Source organism: Citrobacter sp. CF971 (genome assembly GCF_006385635.1).
Taxonomy (GTDB): Bacteria; Pseudomonadota; Gammaproteobacteria; order Enterobacterales; family Enterobacteriaceae; genus Citrobacter; species Citrobacter freundii.
Window position 1 is genome coordinate 1,884,525 of record NZ_CP041051.1, and the last position, 18,644, is coordinate 1,903,168.

The 18,644-nt window shown below is 49.2% G+C and carries 17 protein-coding genes and 2 pseudogenes; 7 read left to right on the top strand and 12 right to left on the bottom strand.

From position 1 onward, the window contains the following. Positions 1-114: 114 nt before the first annotated feature. From mdoG to E6P06_RS12465, 3 genes are all read left to right on the top strand, one after another. Positions 115-1,650 carry a glucans biosynthesis protein MdoG gene (mdoG, locus tag E6P06_RS12455; protein ID WP_096878882.1) on the top strand — a complete coding sequence of 512 codons (1,536 nt, stop codon included), beginning with the start codon at positions 115-117 and terminating at the stop codon, positions 1,648-1,650. Further along, positions 1,643-4,171 (top strand): glucans biosynthesis glucosyltransferase MdoH, encoded by a 2,529-nt coding sequence (gene mdoH / locus E6P06_RS12460; RefSeq protein WP_003036122.1) that lies wholly within the window; start codon positions 1,643-1,645, stop codon positions 4,169-4,171. The genes mdoG and mdoH overlap by 8 nt, the downstream gene beginning before the upstream one ends. Before the next feature lie 100 nt (positions 4,172-4,271). Next, complete coding sequence (locus tag E6P06_RS12465) at positions 4,272-4,475, top strand: YceK/YidQ family lipoprotein (protein ID WP_003036125.1); 204 nt, start codon at positions 4,272-4,274, stop codon at positions 4,473-4,475. On the opposite strand, the gene E6P06_RS12470 is transcribed toward E6P06_RS12465, so the two are convergent. Beyond that, positions 4,476-4,853, bottom strand: a complete 378-nt coding sequence (locus E6P06_RS12470; RefSeq protein WP_032936472.1) for a MysB family protein — start codon at positions 4,851-4,853, stop codon at positions 4,476-4,478. 676 nt (positions 4,854-5,529) lie between these two features. Between E6P06_RS12470 and E6P06_RS12475 the strand changes: the two are divergent. The 3 genes and pseudogenes from E6P06_RS12475 to E6P06_RS12485 all read left to right on the top strand — a co-directional run. Further along, positions 5,530-6,174: pseudogene (locus tag E6P06_RS12475) on the top strand (MASE4 domain-containing protein); the annotation flags it as partial. Positions 6,175-6,267: 93 nt separating this feature from the next. Continuing rightward, positions 6,268-7,475, top strand: a protein-coding gene (locus E6P06_RS12480; protein ID WP_089617520.1) for an IS3 family transposase whose coding sequence is annotated in 2 segments (ribosomal slippage) — positions 6,268-6,589 and positions 6,589-7,475 — 1,209 coding nt in all. Because the reading frame shifts where the segments join, the coding sequence is not laid out codon by codon here. Between the two features lie 36 nt (positions 7,476-7,511). After that, positions 7,512-8,213: pseudogene (locus E6P06_RS12485) on the top strand (GGDEF domain-containing protein); the annotation flags it as partial. 62 nt (positions 8,214-8,275) lie between these two features. Here the strand turns inward: E6P06_RS12485 and mdtG are convergent. Then, the gene (gene mdtG / locus E6P06_RS12490) at positions 8,276-9,496 is read right to left on the bottom strand and encodes a multidrug efflux MFS transporter MdtG (RefSeq protein WP_044711570.1); all 1,221 of its coding nucleotides are present in this window, start codon (positions 9,494-9,496) and stop codon (positions 8,276-8,278) included. A gap of 155 nt (positions 9,497-9,651) precedes the next feature. After that, positions 9,652-10,572, bottom strand: coding sequence for a Kdo(2)-lipid IV(A) acyltransferase (locus tag E6P06_RS12495; RefSeq protein ID WP_003036136.1), 921 nt, complete (start codon positions 10,570-10,572; stop codon positions 9,652-9,654). 220 nt (positions 10,573-10,792) lie between these two features. On the opposite strand from E6P06_RS12495, the gene E6P06_RS12500 reads away from it, so the two are divergent. After that, the gene (locus tag E6P06_RS12500; RefSeq protein ID WP_137348253.1) at positions 10,793-11,845 is read left to right on the top strand and encodes a rhodanese-related sulfurtransferase; all 1,053 of its coding nucleotides are present in this window, start codon (positions 10,793-10,795) and stop codon (positions 11,843-11,845) included. A 45-nt stretch (positions 11,846-11,890) separates the two neighbouring features. On the opposite strand, the gene E6P06_RS12505 is transcribed toward E6P06_RS12500, so the two are convergent. From E6P06_RS12505 to mdtH, 9 genes are all read right to left on the bottom strand, one after another. After that, entirely contained in the window at positions 11,891-12,466 is a 576-nt protein-coding gene (locus tag E6P06_RS12505) for a YceI family protein (RefSeq protein ID WP_003832130.1), read from the bottom strand. 1 nt (position 12,467) lies between these two features. Then, positions 12,468-13,034: a cytochrome b gene (locus E6P06_RS12510; protein ID WP_003846816.1), complete on the bottom strand. Its 567-nt coding sequence runs from the start codon at positions 13,032-13,034 to the stop codon at positions 12,468-12,470. 262 nt (positions 13,035-13,296) lie between these two features. Further along, positions 13,297-13,410: a YceO family protein gene (locus E6P06_RS12515; protein WP_003036148.1), complete on the bottom strand. Its 114-nt coding sequence runs from the start codon at positions 13,408-13,410 to the stop codon at positions 13,297-13,299. A gap of 55 nt (positions 13,411-13,465) precedes the next feature. After that, the gene (gene solA / locus E6P06_RS12520; protein ID WP_003836779.1) at positions 13,466-14,581 is read right to left on the bottom strand and encodes an N-methyl-L-tryptophan oxidase; all 1,116 of its coding nucleotides are present in this window, start codon (positions 14,579-14,581) and stop codon (positions 13,466-13,468) included. 114 nt (positions 14,582-14,695) lie between these two features. After that, positions 14,696-14,950: a biofilm formation regulator BssS gene (gene bssS, locus E6P06_RS12525; RefSeq protein WP_003036154.1), complete on the bottom strand. Its 255-nt coding sequence runs from the start codon at positions 14,948-14,950 to the stop codon at positions 14,696-14,698. A gap of 340 nt (positions 14,951-15,290) precedes the next feature. Next, positions 15,291-15,536 carry a DNA damage-inducible protein I gene (dinI, locus tag E6P06_RS12530; protein ID WP_003036157.1) on the bottom strand — a complete coding sequence of 82 codons (246 nt, stop codon included), beginning with the start codon at positions 15,534-15,536 and terminating at the stop codon, positions 15,291-15,293. A 65-nt stretch (positions 15,537-15,601) separates the two neighbouring features. Then, positions 15,602-16,648 carry a dihydroorotase gene (pyrC, locus tag E6P06_RS12535; protein ID WP_139935288.1) on the bottom strand — a complete coding sequence of 349 codons (1,047 nt, stop codon included), beginning with the start codon at positions 16,646-16,648 and terminating at the stop codon, positions 15,602-15,604. A gap of 105 nt (positions 16,649-16,753) precedes the next feature. Continuing rightward, a complete protein-coding gene (locus tag E6P06_RS12540; RefSeq protein ID WP_003036163.1) occupies positions 16,754-17,314 on the bottom strand; it encodes a lipoprotein in 561 nt (186 codons plus the stop codon). Between the two features lie 114 nt (positions 17,315-17,428). Continuing rightward, entirely contained in the window at positions 17,429-18,637 is a 1,209-nt protein-coding gene (mdtH, locus tag E6P06_RS12545) for a multidrug efflux MFS transporter MdtH (protein ID WP_003036166.1), read from the bottom strand. Positions 18,638-18,644: the final 7 nt, after the last annotated feature.

An 18,644-nucleotide genomic window follows, 5' to 3' on the forward strand; every position in this document is an offset into this window, starting at 1 on the left:
CGAACAATACAGGGATTCAGTTGTCGGAATACCCGATTATCCATTAAAATGGATCGGATCAATATAAGCACACAAAGGGGGAAGTGCTTACTAATTATGAAACATAAACTACAAATGATGAAAATGCGTTGGTTGGGTGCAGCAGTCATGTTAACGCTGTACACATCATCAAGCTGGGCATTCAGCATTGATGATGTTGCAAAACAAGCTCAATCCTTAGCCAATAAAGGCTATGAGGCGCCAAAAAGTAACTTGCCCTCCGTTTTCCGCGACATGAAATATGCGGATTATCAGCAGATCCAGTTTAATCGCGATAAAGCCTACTGGAGCAATCTCAAGACCCCATTTAAGCTCGAGTTCTACCACCAGGGTATGTACTTCGACACGCCGGTCAAAATCAACGAAGTGACCGCTACTGCGGTGAAAAGAATCAAATACAGCCCGGATTACTTTAATTTCGGCGATGTTCAGCATGATAAAGACACGGTAAAAGATCTCGGTTTCGCCGGGTTCAAAGTGCTGTATCCGATCAACAGCAAAGATAAAAACGACGAAATCGTCAGCATGCTCGGTGCCAGCTATTTCCGTGTTCTGGGTGCAGGCCAGGTCTACGGCCTTTCTGCGCGCGGTCTCGCGATTGATACCGCTCTGCCTTCTGGTGAAGAATTTCCCCGCTTTCGTGAGTTTTGGATCGAGCGTCCGAAACCAACTGATAAACGTTTAACCATTTATGCCTTACTGGATTCTCCGCGTGCTACCGGAGCGTATCGCTTTGTCATCATTCCTGGTCGTGACACGGTAGTCGATGTTCAGTCCAAAGTTTATCTGCGCGACAAAGTGGGCAAACTTGGCGTGGCACCGTTAACCAGTATGTTCCTGTATGGACCGAACCAGCCTTCTCCGACGACTAACTATCGTCCAGAACTGCATGACTCTAACGGTTTGTCCATCCACGCTGGCAACGGCGAATGGATTTGGCGTCCGCTGAATAACCCGAAACATCTCGCGGTGAGCAGCTTTGCTATGGAAAATCCGCAAGGTTTCGGTCTGTTGCAGCGTGGCCGTCAGTTCTCGCGTTTTGAAGACATCGACGATCGTTACGATCTGCGCCCGAGCGCCTGGATCACGCCAAAAGGCGATTGGGGCAAAGGTAAGATTGAGTTAGTTGAAATTCCAACTAACGATGAAACGAACGATAACATCGTTGCGTACTGGACCCCGGATCAGCTGCCTGAAGCCGGTAAAGAAATGAACTTTAAATATACCCTGACGTTCACGCGTGATGAAGACAAGCTTCATGCGCCTGATAACGCTTGGGTACAGCAGACACGTCGTTCTACCGGTGATGTTAAACAGTCCAATCTCATTCGTCAGCCTGACGGTACCATCGCGTTTGTGGTGGACTTTTCCGGCACCGATATGAAAAAGCTGCCGCAGGATACGCCGGTTACTGCACAAACCAGTATTGGTGACAACGGTGAAATCGTTGAAAACACCGTGCGCTACAACCCGGTCACTAAAGGTTGGCGTTTGGTATTGCGCGTGAAAGTGAAAGACGTGAAGAAAACCACTGAAATGCGTGCTGCCCTGGTCAATGCAGATCAGACGCTGAGTGAAACCTGGAGCTACCAGTTACCTGCCAATGAATAAGACAACTGAGTATATTGACGCAATGCCGCTTTCGGATATCGAAAAAGCGGCACTGCCGAAAACTGACATCCGCGCCGTTCATCAGGCGCTGGATGCTGAGCATCGTACGTACTCGCGCGAGGATGATTCACCGCAGGGTTCTGTAAAAGCTCGTCTTGAGCAAGCATGGCCGGATTCTCTGGCTAAAGAGCAGTTGGTTAAGGACGATGAGGGGCGCGATCAGTTACAGGCGATGCCAAAAGCAACACGTACCTCTATGTTCCCCGATCCCTGGCGTACCAACCCGGTTGGGCGTTTTTGGGATCGTCTGCGTGGGCGTGATGTGACACCGCGTTATCTTTCGCGTTTGACGAAAGAAGAACAAGAGAGCGAGCAAAAATGGCGTACCGTAGGCACCATCCGCCGCTATACGCTGTTGATCTTAACGCTGGCGCAAACGGTCGTTGCAACCTGGTATATGAAGACGATCCTTCCTTATCAGGGGTGGGCATTCATTAATCCTGCAGACATGATGGGGCAGGATTTGTGGGTCTCCTTTATGCAACTGCTGCCCTACATGCTCCAGACCGGCATTCTTATTTTGTTTGCCGTACTTTTCTGTTGGGTATCAGCGGGGTTCTGGACCGCGCTGATGGGCTTCCTGCAATTGCTGATTGGACGGGATAAGTACAGTATCTCGGCCTCAACGGTCGGGGATGAACCGTTGAATCCTGAACACCGTACGGCGTTGATTATGCCTATCTGTAACGAGGACGTTGATCGCGTATTCGCGGGACTTCGCGCCACGTGGGAGTCGGTCAAAGCAACGGGCAACGCTGAGCATTTCGATGTTTATATTCTGAGCGACAGCTACAATCCAGATATCTGCGTGGCAGAACAAAAAGCGTGGATGGAGCTGATTGCCGAAGTGCAGGGCGAAGGACAGATTTTCTACCGCCGTCGTCGTCGTCGCGTGAAGCGTAAAAGCGGCAACATTGATGACTTCTGCCGTCGCTGGGGAAATCAGTACAGCTACATGGTTGTGCTGGATGCGGACTCAGTGATGAGCGGTGACTGTCTGAGCGGCCTGGTGCGCCTGATGGAAGCGAATCCGAATGCCGGGATTATCCAGTCTTCACCGAAGGCTTCCGGTATGGATACGCTGTATGCGCGCTGCCAACAGTTTGCGACCCGTGTTTATGGGCCGCTGTTTACCGCCGGGCTTCACTTCTGGCAGTTAGGCGAATCACACTACTGGGGCCACAACGCAATTATCCGCGTGAAGCCGTTTATCGAGCACTGTGCGCTCGCGCCGTTACCGGGCGAAGGTTCGTTTGCGGGATCGATTCTCTCCCATGACTTCGTGGAAGCGGCGTTGATGCGTCGCGCTGGCTGGGGCGTGTGGATTGCTTACGATCTGCCGGGCTCTTATGAAGAGCTACCGCCGAACCTGCTGGATGAACTCAAGCGTGACCGTCGCTGGTGCCACGGCAACTTGATGAACTTCCGTCTGTTCCTGGTTAAGGGGATGCACCCGGTTCACCGTGCGGTGTTCCTGACTGGTGTGATGTCCTATCTGTCCGCGCCGCTGTGGTTTATGTTCCTCGCGCTCTCTACCGCATTGCAGGTGGTACATGCGTTGACGGAACCGCAGTACTTCCTGCAACCGCGTCAGCTATTCCCGGTATGGCCGCAATGGCGACCTGAACTGGCGATCGCGCTGTTTGCTTCAACGATGGTGCTGTTGTTCCTGCCGAAGTTGCTGAGTATTTTGCTCATCTGGTGTAAAGGGACGAAAGAGTACGGTGGGTTTATCCGCGTTACGCTGTCGCTGCTGCTGGAGGTTCTGTTCTCCGTGCTGCTGGCACCGGTGCGCATGCTGTTCCATACCGTCTTCGTCGTGAGCGCTTTCCTCGGTTGGGAAGTGGTGTGGAACTCGCCGCAGCGCGATGACGATTCCACCCCATGGGGTGAAGCGTTTATGCGTCACGGTTCTCAGTTACTGTTGGGGCTGGTGTGGGCTGTGGGTATGGCCTGGCTGGATCTGCGTTTCCTGTTCTGGCTGGCACCGATTGTCTTCTCGCTGATCCTGTCGCCGTTTGTTTCCGTGATTTCCAGTCGTTCCACGGTGGGGTTACGTACCAAGCGCTGGAAGCTGTTCCTGATCCCGGAAGAGTATTCCCCGCCGCAGGTGCTGGTGGATACCGATACTTATCTGGTGATGAACCGTAAACGTACGCTGGACGATGGCTTTATGCATGCGGTGTTTAACCCGTCGTTTAACGCACTGGCCACGGCCATGGCGACTGCACGCCACCGCGCCAGCAACGTGCTGGAGATTGCACGCGATCGTCATGTGGAACAGGCGCTGAACGAAACGCCGGAGAAACTGAATCGCGATCGCCGCCTTGTATTGTTGAGCGATCCAGTGACCATGGCACGTTTACATTATCGCGTCTGGAATTCACCTGATAAGTATTCTTCGTGGGTGAACTACTATCAGGGATTGACTCTGAACCCGTTGGCGCTCAGGAAAAAATAAGCGTTCTGTAACGTGAAAATACCGGCCTGGTGCCGGTATTTTTTTATATTGAATAGAATGGGTCGTGAGGTAGCAGGTGCGAATATTGGCTGTAGGAATAATGATCTTCTTCCTGAGCGGATGCGGCAGCATTATTAGTCGTACCATCCCAGGGCAAGGACACGGAAATCAATACTATCCTGGCGTGCAATGGGATGTTCGGGACTCGGCATGGCGCTACGTCACGATCCTCGATCTGCCATTTTCGCTGGTGTTTGATACGTTGCTGCTGCCGCTCGACATACATCATGGACCTTACGAGTAATTATCGCTCATCCCATTCATCGGCTGCGGTCTGCCCCTCTTCGGTATCAAGGGGAGGTTCCAGCTGGAATTCACCTTCATCCCATTCGTGAAGCGTATTTTCTTCCTGCCACTCCTGGCGAATTTCAATTTCATCATAGTCGCCATCAAAAACGCTCTGAGCCGCTTCTCCGCTCAGCATTGGTAGACATTCACCATCTACATCATCCTCGTCAGCAAAGAATTCCGCCTGCCACATAATGTCGCCATCCTGTAGCACGTATTTTTGGATGCTTAGCTGTTGAACGCTGGCATCGTCTGACTCAAGGTCAGGGTTATCAGCCAGAAACACTTCACGAGCCGCATCAATAGCCTCTTCCAACGTGGCATAAAAATTCATGTCATTCTTTGCCATATTTCTTCTCCTAAGGCGAACAATAAAGGGGGATGATTCAATCTATAGACGGCGATCCGCAGAGCGTCAAACCCGTTAGCTCAGATGATTACTGCCTGCAATGCCAACGAGAGCAGGTGAAAGTAACTTCGGTAGTTTATGAAAAAATTTACATTGGCAGATACTGAAGCCTACGTAATATCAGGAAAAAAATTCAAGAAAAAAGAGTAATGTATGTGGTTTGCAATGCAGTAATGAAAATCAAATAAATAAAATCTGGCGTTATATTAGAAAATCTTCAGTTTTAAACACCATTTTTTATGTGTTTTAGAGGGGGAATGCGAGCGCTTATGAATTAATATTGCATAACTCAATCAAAGTAAAGGAGAAAATTAATGCCCAATACGGAAGTGTTGCAGAGGTAATCAATGAAAGTGGCTAAACTTAGTGGTGTCTCTGGAAGTGACAAAGTGTCTTTTGTGTATAGAGGTTGTGAATGGTGTGAGTGATACTAAAATAGTATACATAATAAAATATTATTAATGACAAAGGTTATAAATCTATAAGAAACCATTAAATAAGAAATGAATTAATGTTATTGAAATTGTGCGGGTATAATAGTTTGCAAAATCTTATGCTTTATTATATAAAATGCAAAATTAAGAATTACCTTAAGGTTGTTATGGATAACTATAATTCAAATAATGGAAGGTTAATGGCTTTCTATATAATCTGTTTGGCTAGCTATGTTCTTGGTGGTTTGTGTCTTACACAATTTAAATTAACGATGCAAAGTGTCCCACAAACTGTATATCTGATTATAATTGTAGGGTTGTTCTTTTTATATGGAATAATTTTCCTGTTTATGTTATTTCAGTATCTTTGTAGAAAAGATCTCACCTGCCTCATGATATTAGGCATGGCGTTTCTTGGCAATAACATATTTTTCGTCGAGACTATCTACATCGTTCAGGACTTGATTAATGATCATGCATCAATCGAAAAAAGAACTAACGATATAGCTATATTCTATTACTTTCGGCAGATTAGTTTCATCGCTCTGCTATTTGTTTCATTGAAATCTTATAAAATATCATCGACAGTTATTGAAACCAAAGAAAGAGAACCTTGCTATATCGTTCTGTCATTTTTAATTATGCTAGTTATCGCGGTGATGGCGCACACTCTGGCCAGTTACAACCCTAATTTTACACTCGAGATAACAAGCCTGAAGCCTGATAATGTCACGGTGCACTGGCATATTGGGTACATTTATTCGCTTATTGTATCCTGGGGACTGGTCCTGTTGTATTTAATCATTAAAACCAATGATGTAGCCCCCTGAAACACCGGACAGTAGCTGTATCTCCAGATAAGAGATAGGCTTGAATATATGTCTAACACTAACGCCAATTTTGAGATGACCGGGATCCTGTTAGGGCAAGAAGTCCGTAAACGTAAAACTCCTCAGGAGAAGATCGCCATTATCCAGCAGACGATGGAGCCGGGTATGAATGTCTCCCATGTCGCCCGCCTGCATGGTATCCAGCCCAGCCTGCTGTTTAAGTGGAAGAAGCAATATCAGGAAGGCAGCCTCACCGCCGTTGCGGCTGGAGAGGAAGTCGTTCCTGCTTCTGAGCTTACTGCTGCTCTGAAGCAGGTCCGGGAGCTTCAGCGCCTTCTGGGCAAGAAAACGATGGAAGTTGAGATCCTGAAAGAAGCCGTGGAGTACGGTCAGTCGCGAAAATGGATAGCGCACGCGCCCTTGTTGCCAAAGGACGGGGAATAGCCATGGTCAGCCGGACCATGGGCGTGTCGCGTGCGCAACTGTCACTGCGGATTAACCGTTCTGCCGACTGGCAGGACAGGCGCTGTAACCGGCGTAATGAAGAAGCAGACGCAGAAATACTGTCGGCTATCCTCAACATTATCAGCGATATGCCGAGTTATGGTTATCGACGCGTGTGGGGCATCCTGCGCAAGCAACGTCGCACAGAGGGACAGCCACCTGTGAATGCCAAACGGCTTTACAGGATAATGAGCGAGCATAACCTGTTGTTGTTGCATCACAAACCAGAGCGACCGAAGCGTGAACATAAGGGCAAGATAGCGGTGGCAGAAAGCGATATGCGCTGGTGTTCAGATGGCTTCGAGTTCGGCTGCGACAACGGCGAAAAACTGCGGGTAACGTTCGCGCTGGACTGCTGCGACCGTGAGGCCATAGACTGGGCAGCAAGCACGGGAGGCTATGACAGTTCGACCGTGCAGGATGTGATGCTGAGGTCGGTGGAAAAGCGCTTCGGCGACAGGTTGCCCGACACAGCGGTGCAGTGGCTGACGGATAACGGTTCAGCGTATACCGCGTATGAAACGCGGAGGTTCGCGAGAGAGCTGAATCTGGAGCCCTGCACAACAGCGGTGAGCAGCCCGCAGAGTAATGGCATGGCCGAACGGTTCGTGAAAACGATGAAAGAAGACTATATCGCGTTCATGCCAAAACCGGATGTGAGAACAGCACTGCGAAACCTTGCAGTAGCGTTCACGCATTACAATGAAAACCACCCGCACAGCGCGCTGGGATATCACTCCCCGAGGGAATACCGGCGGCAGCGGACATCGTTAACTTAAGATACAAAAGCTGTTCGGAGATGGAGGGTCAAGATCATAATCATTAAAACCAAAACGCACAACATCTTGTGGAAAAGTATAGGGCTACTGTGTTGCTCAGCAATATTGACCAATGTACTACTTCTGAGCCTGGATGAATATAGCATGTATATTTGGTATGTTAGCCGGGGGATTGAGGTGATAAGTGCCCTGTGTATAATCTCAATACTGATGTACAACACCTTCATCATCTTAAAAAAAGAAAGGGACTCAGCTATTAAAGACGCAATGACTAAAATATATAATCGTAAGCTATTCTATAAGTCATTAAAATCATCATTAGCAAAAGGTGCAGTGTGTGTAATGGTTCTGGATATTGATAAATTCAAACGGATTAACGATACCTACGGTCATCAGGAAGGTGACAGAGTAATAATCAGCATTGTCGATATTATCAATAAATCAATCAGAGATACGGATATTTTTGCCAGAATAGGTGGCGAAGAATTTGCGATCCTTCTTAAGTGTAACGATCAAGATGAGGCAATTGTTGTTGCAGAACGAATTAGGCGAAATGTCGAGAATGGTACGACAATACCAAATTCATATGAGTTAAAAGAAAAAATGACGATAAGTATCGGTGTATATTGCAGTAAAATTGATGATGAATCAGCGGATAAAGTTGTTTCATATGCTGATGCCGCTTTGTATGAAGCCAAAAATTCTGGCAGAAATAAGGTGTGTTACTATTATCATTAAGACTGAAATATATGTCATGTGAGATAATTTTTATTCTGAACATAAGAATATAAATATATAAATTATCCCACGACCTCTGTACTCCGACGACGGCGCAGGCTATTCCACGAGTACAGGGCGTTGAACAGTACGACTCCTGCGGTCACACAGAATACAGCACGAAAACCGTAGTTGGCGGATATCGCTGCCCCCATTAGAGGTCCTGTTACGTTACCAATGTCGCGAAATGACTGGTTATAACTGAAAATACGTCCAGCTATTTGATTAGTCGAGTTATAGACCAGCAGCGTTTGTACCGCCGGGAGCAGAGCGCCGTCGGCCGCCCCCAATAAAAAGCGCAGAATACCAAGCTGCCAGGGCGTCTGGACAAATGACATTGGAATTAGCAGTAACACGGAAACGATCAGCGCGACGATCAGGATCTTCTCCGGGCCAATCCGATCGCCTAATTTGCCAAGTTTAGGGGCGCTGATTAATGCCGCAACGCCGGGGACTGAGGCTATCATCCCACTGATAAACGCAATATTGCCGACGTTGCCAGCCAACTCTCGAACGTACAGTGTCAGTATTGGCGCGATAGAACCGGTGGCTACCTGAATGATCAAAGTGGTGACAAACAGGCTCAGCACCAGTTTGGGGTTCTTTAAAGAGGCCACGACTTCACGAATGTGCAGCATTTCCTTCTTGCTCACCGGCTGGAAACGCTCGCGGATAAAAAATAGCGTCAAGATGAAGCAGACCAGCAGCACGCTGGCGGTGATGAAAAATACGGGGCGCAGTCCGTACTGATCCGCGAGGAGGCCGCCCGCCAGCGGCCCGAGCAGTGCGCCACTAACACCACCGGTGGAAAGCGTTCCCAGTGCCCAGCCGCTTTTATTGCGTGGAACCTGGGTGGCGATCAGTGCATTCGCATTGGGGATGAATCCACCAAGCAGCCCCAACAAGGCGCGCAGGATCAAGAACTGCCAGATATTTTGCGCCAGTCCCATCAGCAGCATCACAACAGCCATACCCAACGCAGACCGTAGCAGCATGATTTTTCGCCCCTTGCGATCGGCAAGGCCACCCCAGAAAGGAGAGGCGATGGCGGAAAAAAGAAAGGTGATGCTGAAGACCAGGCCTGACCACATATTCAGTGCGCTATGTCCCGTGACGCCGAGACTTTCGACGTAAAGGGGCAAAAAGGGCATGACCAGGCTAAATGCTGCGCCGGTTAAAAAACAGCCTAACCAGGCAACAGTGAGGTTGCGTTTCCAGTTTATGGGAGCATCTGAGGGTGACATAGCGTTCCGCAGTGTGGCGCGCTGTTTGCGCTATCGATTGAGTATAAGTAAGCAGGCTAATTATGCGCCTGGTAGATAATTGCTGCAATGCGGATAGCAGTTAAACCTAAAGCAGGCAGGGAAGGTGTTGCAGCCCACAGGGCTGCAACAGTGTTTTAGTACAGGGAAGGAGAACCTTCAGGGCGCGTCTTGAAGCGACGATGCAGCCACATATACTGCTCTGGCGCCATCATGATGCATTGCTCAACAATTTTGTTCATCCACGCGGCAGTGGTCTCTGCGTCATCCAAAGGCGGTGAACACTCCGGAGGCAGCATAATCAATTGATACCCTTTACCGTCAGGTTTGCGGCGAGGAACAAACGGTACCAGGCAGGCATTGGACATGCGCGAAAGCATCCAGGTCCCAGAGGTTGTTGCGGCTTGTTCAACGGCAAAAAGTGGTACAAACACACTGGCACGAGGGCCGTAATCGTGATCCGGCGCGTACCAGACCACTTCGCCCTTTTTCAACGCTTTAATCATCCCTTTCAGGTCTTTACGATCGAGCATTGATTTATTCGAGCGCATACGGCCCCAGGTTTGTAGCCAGTCGAGAAGCGGGTTGTCGTTAGGGCGATACACACCAATACCCGGTTCCTGCAAACCAAACTGACGCGCACCCAGTTCCAGAGTCAGAAAGTGCAGACCCACTAACAGGATCCCGCGTTTTTGCGCCTGAACGTCACGGATATGTTCCATCCCGATCACTTCAGTCCAGCGTGAAATACGCTTATCGGACCAAAACCAGGCCATTCCGGTTTCCATTACGCCCATGCCCACGGATTCGAAGTTCTTGACGACCATCTGCTGGCGTTCCTGCTCACTCATCTGCGGGAAGCACAGTTCCAGATTTCGGGAAACAATTTTTGCCCGACGTTTCATCAAACGTAGCGCCAGTCGACCTAATGCACAGCCCAACTTAAAGAGGATGGGGTAGGGTAACTGCACGATTAACCAAAGGATGCCAATACCCAGCCAGGTTAACCAATAACGTGGATGCAGTAACGCAGCCGAAAACTTGGGTAAATTCGTCATGTCTATCCTGTCTTCAAACGACCAATTCCCTGTATTGTCGCATTTTTTCGCGCGTATCAAAAATTTGTGACGGGAGAACGGTGATTAATTCTGCAATTGTTGATGCAATTTTATAGTGAAGTATGAAATGTAGCGTAAAATGTGTGGATGTAAATTGGCGATGTTTGCTTTATTATGCCGCCGATTTTCATTTATTCCCTATTTGCAGGATACGTACACCATGCCAGTGTTACACAACCGCATTTCGAACGACGCCCTCAAAGCCAAAATGCTGGCCGAGACCGAGCCGCGTACGACGATCTCATTCTATAAATATTTCACCATTGCCAATCCTCAGCACACGCGTGATGCACTGTACCAGATGTTCACCGCATTGAACGTCTTCGGGCGAGTATATCTTGCCCATGAAGGAATTAACGCGCAAATCAGCGTACCGCAAAGCAACGTCGAGGCATTTCGCCAGCAACTCTATGCGTTTGACCCTGCATTGAACGATTTACGTCTGAATATTGCGCTGGATGATGACGGTAAATCGTTCTGGGTACTGCGTATGAAAGTCCGTGAACGTATCGTGGCGGATGGTATTGACGATCCAGACTTTGACGCCAGCAACGTGGGGGATTATCTCAAGGCAGCAGAGGTGAATGCCATGCTTGACGATCCTGAAGCGGTATTCATTGATATGCGCAACCATTATGAATATGAGGTGGGTCACTTCGAGAATGCGCTGGAGATCCCGGCAGACACGTTTCGCGATCAGTTGCCGAAAGCGGTTGAAATGATGCAGGCGCATAAAGATAAAAAAATCGTGATGTACTGCACGGGTGGGATCCGCTGTGAGAAAGCTAGCGCCTGGATGAAACACAATGGATTTAGCAAAGTCTGGCACATTGAGGGCGGTATTATTGAGTATGCCCGCAAGGCGCGTGAGCAGGGACTTCCGGTGCGTTTTATCGGTAAAAACTTTGTCTTTGATGAGCGCATGGGCGAAAGGATCTCTGAAGATATTATCGCACATTGTCATCAGTGCGGCACGGCGTGCGATAGCCATACTAATTGCAAAAATGATGGCTGCCATCTGTTGTTTATTCAGTGCCCGGCTTGTGCGCAGAAATATAAAGGCTGCTGTAGCGAGCTGTGTAGCGAAGAGAGTGAGTTGCCGGAAGAGGAACAACGGCGTCGTCGCGCTGGGCGTGAAAATGGCAATAAAATCTTTAATAAATCACGTGGTCAACTGAATACCAAACTGGGTATTCCAGACCCTGCGCAATAACATGATTCCGGATGAGGGGCAGAACCTCATCCGGCAATTCATGCGTTACTTCTGTTGAACACCTTCCACTGAGATGATTAAATCGACTTCCTGCGACGCCGGACCGAGATCGGTGGTGATGTTGAAATCCTTCAGCTTAATCTTACCTTGCGCTTCAAAACCAGCGCGCGTACCGCCCCAAGGATCGCCGCCCTGACCGATGAGCTTCGCATCCAGCGTAACCGGTTTGGTAACGCCGTTCAGGGTCAAATTACCGGTGATATCCAGGTCATTACCTTCTTTCTTCACGCTGGTGGAGCTGAAGGTCGCCTGCGGGAATTTTGCTACGTTAAGGAAATCTGCGCTGCGCAGATGTTTGTCACGTTCGGCGTGATTAGTGTCAACACTGTTGGTGTTGATGGTTACGTTAACCTTATCGGCTGCGGGATTTTTCTCATCAAAGGTAAACGTACCGTCGAAATCTTTAAATGTGCCGTACAGCCAGCTGTAACCCAGATGCTGAATACGGAAATTAACAAAGGCATGCTGTCCTTCCTTGTCAATTTTGTAATCTGCCGCCACGGCCGACCCGGTGGTGAATAACAGAGAGGCGAGTGTAAGTCCCAGCAGGTTTTTTTTCATTTTAAGCTCCATAGTCAGATGACGATTTTCCCAACATGCGATTGAGGGTATCGTCGTTATCGATAAAGTGATGTTTCAGGGCCATCAGTCCGTGCAGTAGGGATAAAATCACCACGGTCCACGCAAGCCACAGGTGCAAGCTACCGGCGAGGTCGGCCTGAGCACCTGCGTTGGCAACGGTGGCTGGAATGTCGAACCAACCAAAGACGCTTATCGCTTTGCCATCTGCGGTGGAAATTAGATATCCGCTGATGACAATTGAAAAGAGCAGCAAATAAAGAGCGAGGTGACCCATTGCCGCTGCGATGCGGGTTAATCGGGAGTAGCTTGCCAACGCAGCAGGTGGAGGGGAGAACAACCGCCAGACAACGCGGATAACCAGTCCCATCATGAGAAGGATGCCGATGCTTTTATGCAGTTCAGGGGCCTGGTGATACCAGCCGTCATAGTAGCTAAGCGTGACCATCCATAAGCCCAACGCGAACATGCCATATACAGCAATCGCAACCAGCCAATGTAATGTGGCTGACACTACGCCATAGCGCTGTGAACTATTTTTGAATTGCATAAGCACACCGATTGATATTTCAGAAGTGAATGAAAATGGCGTGTAAAAGACATTAATGCAACTAATAAATAACAATGGTGATGATATTTATTTTTTGTTCAGTAAAGTTGACTGATTATTGAATTGATCATCAAGGGATTAGTGTGAGAGTAGGTGATAATGCTTGGTTTATGGGTGGTTATGATTTTTATTATTGTTCAGTTTATTGCAATAAAAATTAAGATAATTTCAATTTTTGTCAATTATTGTCAGCGCGCAGGAATCAGAAAAACATAATATATATTACATCCATAATGGCCAGCAGCGACCATAAAATAATGTAGAGCATAAGATGCTCGCGAATATTATTAACAAGATAGTGAAAAATACGGCGCATTAACGTTATTCCTGTCATTAAAAATGGCCTCATCATCGAGGCCATTCATTTATTATCACTTAAAACGGCTTAGCCTGAAGGGGGTCAGGTCAAAGTCAGACGGTTTGTCCTGAGCGAAGTTTGCCGCAATCTCTCCCAGAACAGAGGCAAACTTAAAGCCATGTCCGCTCAGCCCGGTAATGATTAGCGTGTTGTCGTGCGCTGGCAGAGTATCGATAATAAAGTCTTCATCCGGTGAATTATCGTAAGTGCAGGACGCGCCATGCAGGCAGCAGCCAACGCCCGGCAGAATTGTGCGCAGGAATGGGAAGGCTTCAGAACCATCGCTGGCTACAGCGGCAAATGGCTTACGCTCATCAGCAGAGTGAATGACTTGTCCGCCGTTGTGCTTACCAATTTTCAGCTCGTCGTTTTCTGCCGGGAAACCGTAGTATTGATCACCATTTGGCAGCTCGCCGGTGAAGGCTGGGAAGTTATTTTTAACGCTGTAGCGCCCATCGGCCTGATACCAGGCGAACACTTTGCGCACCGGTTGTATCGGTAGTTCAGGGACTAAAGCCTGCACCCAGGTACCGGCGCTGATCACTGCTTTTTTCGCGTGGTAGTCACCGTCAGCCGTTTCTACCGTGATGCCATCATCACCGTGATGAATTGCGCTGACCGGGCATTTAAACAGTTGCGCACAGCCTGCTTCTTCCGCCAGACGGATCCACGTTTTAATTGCTAACTCACTGCGTAAAAAACCGGACTCCGCTTCAAACAGACCGATATAGTTGTCAGGTACACGAATCTCCGGCCAGCGCGCCATGATGGCTGCCGCATCCAGTTGTTCAACGTTGAGTTGCCACTGTTTGGCGCTTTGCGCTGCAGTCGCTAAGAAGGTGGACTCTGCCGGACCGAGGTTGATAACACCGGAGCGAACAAAAATCGGTTCTTCATTATGGGTGGACAGTTCATCCCACAATGTTTGCGCACGTAGCACTAGCGGAACGTATTTTTCACCTTCGCCATAAGCATGACGAATTAATCGAGTGTCGCCGTGGTGGCTGCCCTGCTGATGCGGAGGCATATGTGCATCGATCATCAGAACCTTCAGACCGGCACGAGTGGCATAGTATCCAGCTGCGGCGCCTACTGAACCGCTGCCAATAATGATTAAGTCGTATTTCATCCGCTTCTCTCTGCAATCGCGATAGTAGCAGGTTAAATAACTGACCCGGAATATTCAACCTGGAAATAAGAAAGGCACCGTTAAGGTGCCTTTTGATGGTTGGATGTATCAGGTTTAATGTCGCTGATACTCATTTACCTGGTAATCGCCAGATTCAATTTTGGCGATTCCTGCTTCTAATATCGAAATAAATTGCCTGGCAACATCAGTGGTTAACCAGAGCGTTTGACCAACTTCAGTCCCATCCGGGTCAGGGCGATTCGGGGTCTGGTAGTGCAAACGCAGCATCAGCGCATCGTAGCTATCAACAGTGCTGATGTCCCACCCTACAAGCGGATGAGTCTGAATGACTTCATTATTCTTTTCCATCATGCCCCCTAATTCGTGTTACTAGACAACGGTTTTCGAGGTTCAATGCGTTTTTTTCTGAAGCAACTTCAGTATATCAATAAATAAGGGTATTCATTGAAAATTTAAAGAGGGAAGGGCATAAATTTTTTGTTTTCAGCGTTATCTGACTAAGAAACCAACATGTTATTCATTTTTTTTTAGTATGTTGCACAATTATTTTGTTGTTTTGGTTAAAAGATAATCGGTGGGTTAATATTAAATTAAATACTCGTCAAAAGAAATGCGCGATTGATTACGGGATAGTGTGTATAAAAAAGCCGGGGCGACCCGGCAAACAAACATCACTGCATATCATTATTTATTCGTTGATGAACCAGTCATCCGCGCTTTCCCAGGTTTCCTGTAGGATCTCGCTGATGCGTTCTTTGTCCTCTTTAGTCGCGCCAATAACCGACAAATTGTTTGCGCCGGCATAACGGACGGTAACGTTACCTTCGTTATCCGGAAAATGGTGCTGAATACGGCGGGAGAGTTCACCTGCCAGTGCGTCAATTGCACCGGCAGGTAAAGGTGAAGTTTTGGCAATAGTGACTTCAATACGCATAGTAGCCCCCTGTGGAATATACTGTTTATTTATACAGTCATTCGTATCAATTGGCTACACTTTTTTTAGCTTTTTACTGACCAGCGTACCGTTTCGCCACCCAGGAAAGGCACCAGCGTATCGTCTTCCAGTGCAATGCTCTCAGGAACCAGGTGCTCCATGCGTTCCAGCTCAATAAAGGTCTCATTTACCGGCAAGCCATAGAACTGTGGGCCGTTGAGTGAGCAGAAGGCTTCGAAATGGTCTAGCGCATTCATCTCTTCAAACACGGTGGCATAGCTGCCCAGCGCGGTCGGTGCATTAAAACAGCCCGCACAGCCACAGCTTGACTCTTTGCGATGACGCGCGTGCGGCGCTGAGTCGGTACCGAGTAATGCGCGCTTAAACCCGCTGGCAACCAGTTCACGCAGCGCCTGTTGGTGGACGTTACGTTTGAGGATCGGCAGGCAATACAGGTGAGGGCGAATCCCGCCAACCAGCATGTGGTTGCGGTTAAACATCAGGTGCTGTGGCGTAATGGTCGCAGCCAAAAGTTCGTTACCGTCGCGAACGTATTCGGCAGCATCTTTGGTGGTGATATGCTCGAACACCACTTTCAGCGAGGTCAAACGCTGACGCAGCGGTTCCATCACCGTTTCAATAAAGCGCGCTTCGCGATCGAAAATATCGATATCTGCATGCGTGACTTCGCCGTGCACCAGCAGTGGCATACCCAATTTTTCCATCCGCTCCAGCACCGGCATAATGGCGTCAATAGAGGTTACGCCATGCGTCGAGTTGGTGGTGGCATTGGCTGGATAGAGTTTTGCCGCGGTGAATACGCCTTCGTTGAATCCACGTTCCAGCTCGTTGGGATCCAGCGTATCCGTTAAGTAGCAGGTCATTAATGGCGTGAAGTCGTGTCCGGCAGGTACCGCGTCAAGAATGCGCTGGCGATAAGCGATAGCCGCGTCAACCGTGGTGACGGGCGGTGCCAGGTTCGGCATGACAATGGCGCGGCCATAAACTTCACTGGTATAGGGCACGACAGTTTTTAACATGTCGCCATCGCGAAAGTGAAGATGCCAGTCGTCTGGGCGGCGGATCTTTAAAACCTGGGATGGTGCAGTCATCAATATGCTCCGGCTGAGGATAGTCTTTTTTGCCGGAAACAAAGGATAAGCGGAAACGTTTTCGTTTGCACGAAAAAAAAGGGCGCATCAGCGCCCTCAGTTTTATTAGTCGGTGAACGGGATGATGATTTCACCCGGTTTCACCTCAATACCTTTCGCCAATTTTTTCGCCAGCGCTTCACCCTGGCTGCTGTCATCCTTCAGAATGTACGCTGGTTGCTGGTTGAAATAGTTACGCAGCGATTGATTTAAATACGGCATCAGGGTTTGCAGTACCGACTGCATTTTTTCTGGCGTGACGGTGGCGTCGACGACTTCCATCTCTTGCAGATAAATCGCGCCTTTTTCTTTATTGAAAACCGGTAAGGCTTTCAGCTTCAGCTTCATGGTCGCTTTCTGACTGCCAAACAGGGAGTTCATGTCCAGGTTGGCATCGCCGGTCAGGGTTACTTTGTTTGGCTCTTCACGACCAATCTGGCTGGCGAGATTATTCAGTACGATATGTGCTTCAGCAACGCCGGGCAAACCGATGTCTTTTGAAAAGTTATTATGCTTTGCCAGGGCTTGATTAATTTCTTGCTCGCTAACCGTGTATTGCGTGAGTTGATTACAACCAACCAACAGGCCGCTGACAATCAGTGCAGCGGCAAAAAAAAACTTTTTCATGGGGTTCCTCAACATGATACATGTGGCGTAATCGTGACACAAAGCATCATCGAGTACCAGCGCCCCGGACGCCAGCAGAAAAAACTGAAAAGCGCCCGGACGCAGGTTCGGCTATCAGGCGTCTGGCTCCAACATACCTCGCGTTGGGCGTTTGAGACTGAATTGCCAGCCCAGCGCCAGGAAGGTGATGAAGCCAATAATACCGAGCATCATCCAGGGCAGCTCAGGCTGTGCCAGGGCCTTGCCCATGTCAAACAGCCAGCCGCCGCCGACATAGCCAATTGCGCCACCGATGGCGAGTCCCAGTCGGCTGAAGCCCATATAGCTTCCTCTGGCCCGCGCATTCGCCAGCGAGGCGCTCAGGGTTTCACGCGCCGGTTCGGCGATGATCGAGCCAATATAGAACGTGCAGATAAGGGTGAACAACTGCTGCAAATTCCCGACCAGCCCAATGGGCATCATGCTCAGAGACATCACCAGCAGGCCCGCCATCAGACGATGTTCAAGGCGAAAGCGTTTTTCACTCCAGCGGGCAATCGGGTACAACAGCGTTAAAGAGAGACATGCCTCAATGGCATACATCCATTTCACGGCGGCTGGTGAGCCTGCGATGTCGTTCACCATGATGGGCAGCATCAGCATCACCTGTACCGCCAGCATGTAATAGCCCGCCAGCGTCAGCACATAGGTGACAAAGCGCTTGTCATGCATCACGTGGCTCATCCCTTCGCGTACCGGAATTTTCACCGTCGACAGCTTCCATGCCGGGAGCAGCCAGGCGTTAAACGCCGCGCACAGAACGAACAAAATTGCGCCGGTGGCACATACCAGACGGAAATCGTATTGCAATAACCAACTGCCAAGTAACGCGCCGACCACGGCCCCGGCGCTATCCTGCATCATCAGAATAGAGAAAAAACGCCCGCGCTTTTCCGGGCGGATCAGCTTGACTACCAGCGCCGAACGGGGAGGGTCGAACAGCGTGCCACCCAGCCCGGAAAGAAAGCAGGAAAACCACAGCAGCCACGGTTCATGCGCAATGCCCATGGTGGCGAACCCGGCTGCGCGCATCAGCATGCCGGTGACGATCATCGGTTTGGCGCCGAAACGGTCAGCAATAGCACCACCGAAAATACCCAACCCCTGCTGGATAAATTGACGTAATCCAAGCGCGATACCGACCATCACGGCGGCCCAGCCCATTTGGTCGACGAAACGAATTGAGATCAGCGGGAAAACGACGAAGAAACCCAGCACGACCAGCATATTATCGATGAGAAGGAAGTATTTACCCAGGTTCCTTGCCTGCGAGACTTGCGACATTTCCCCT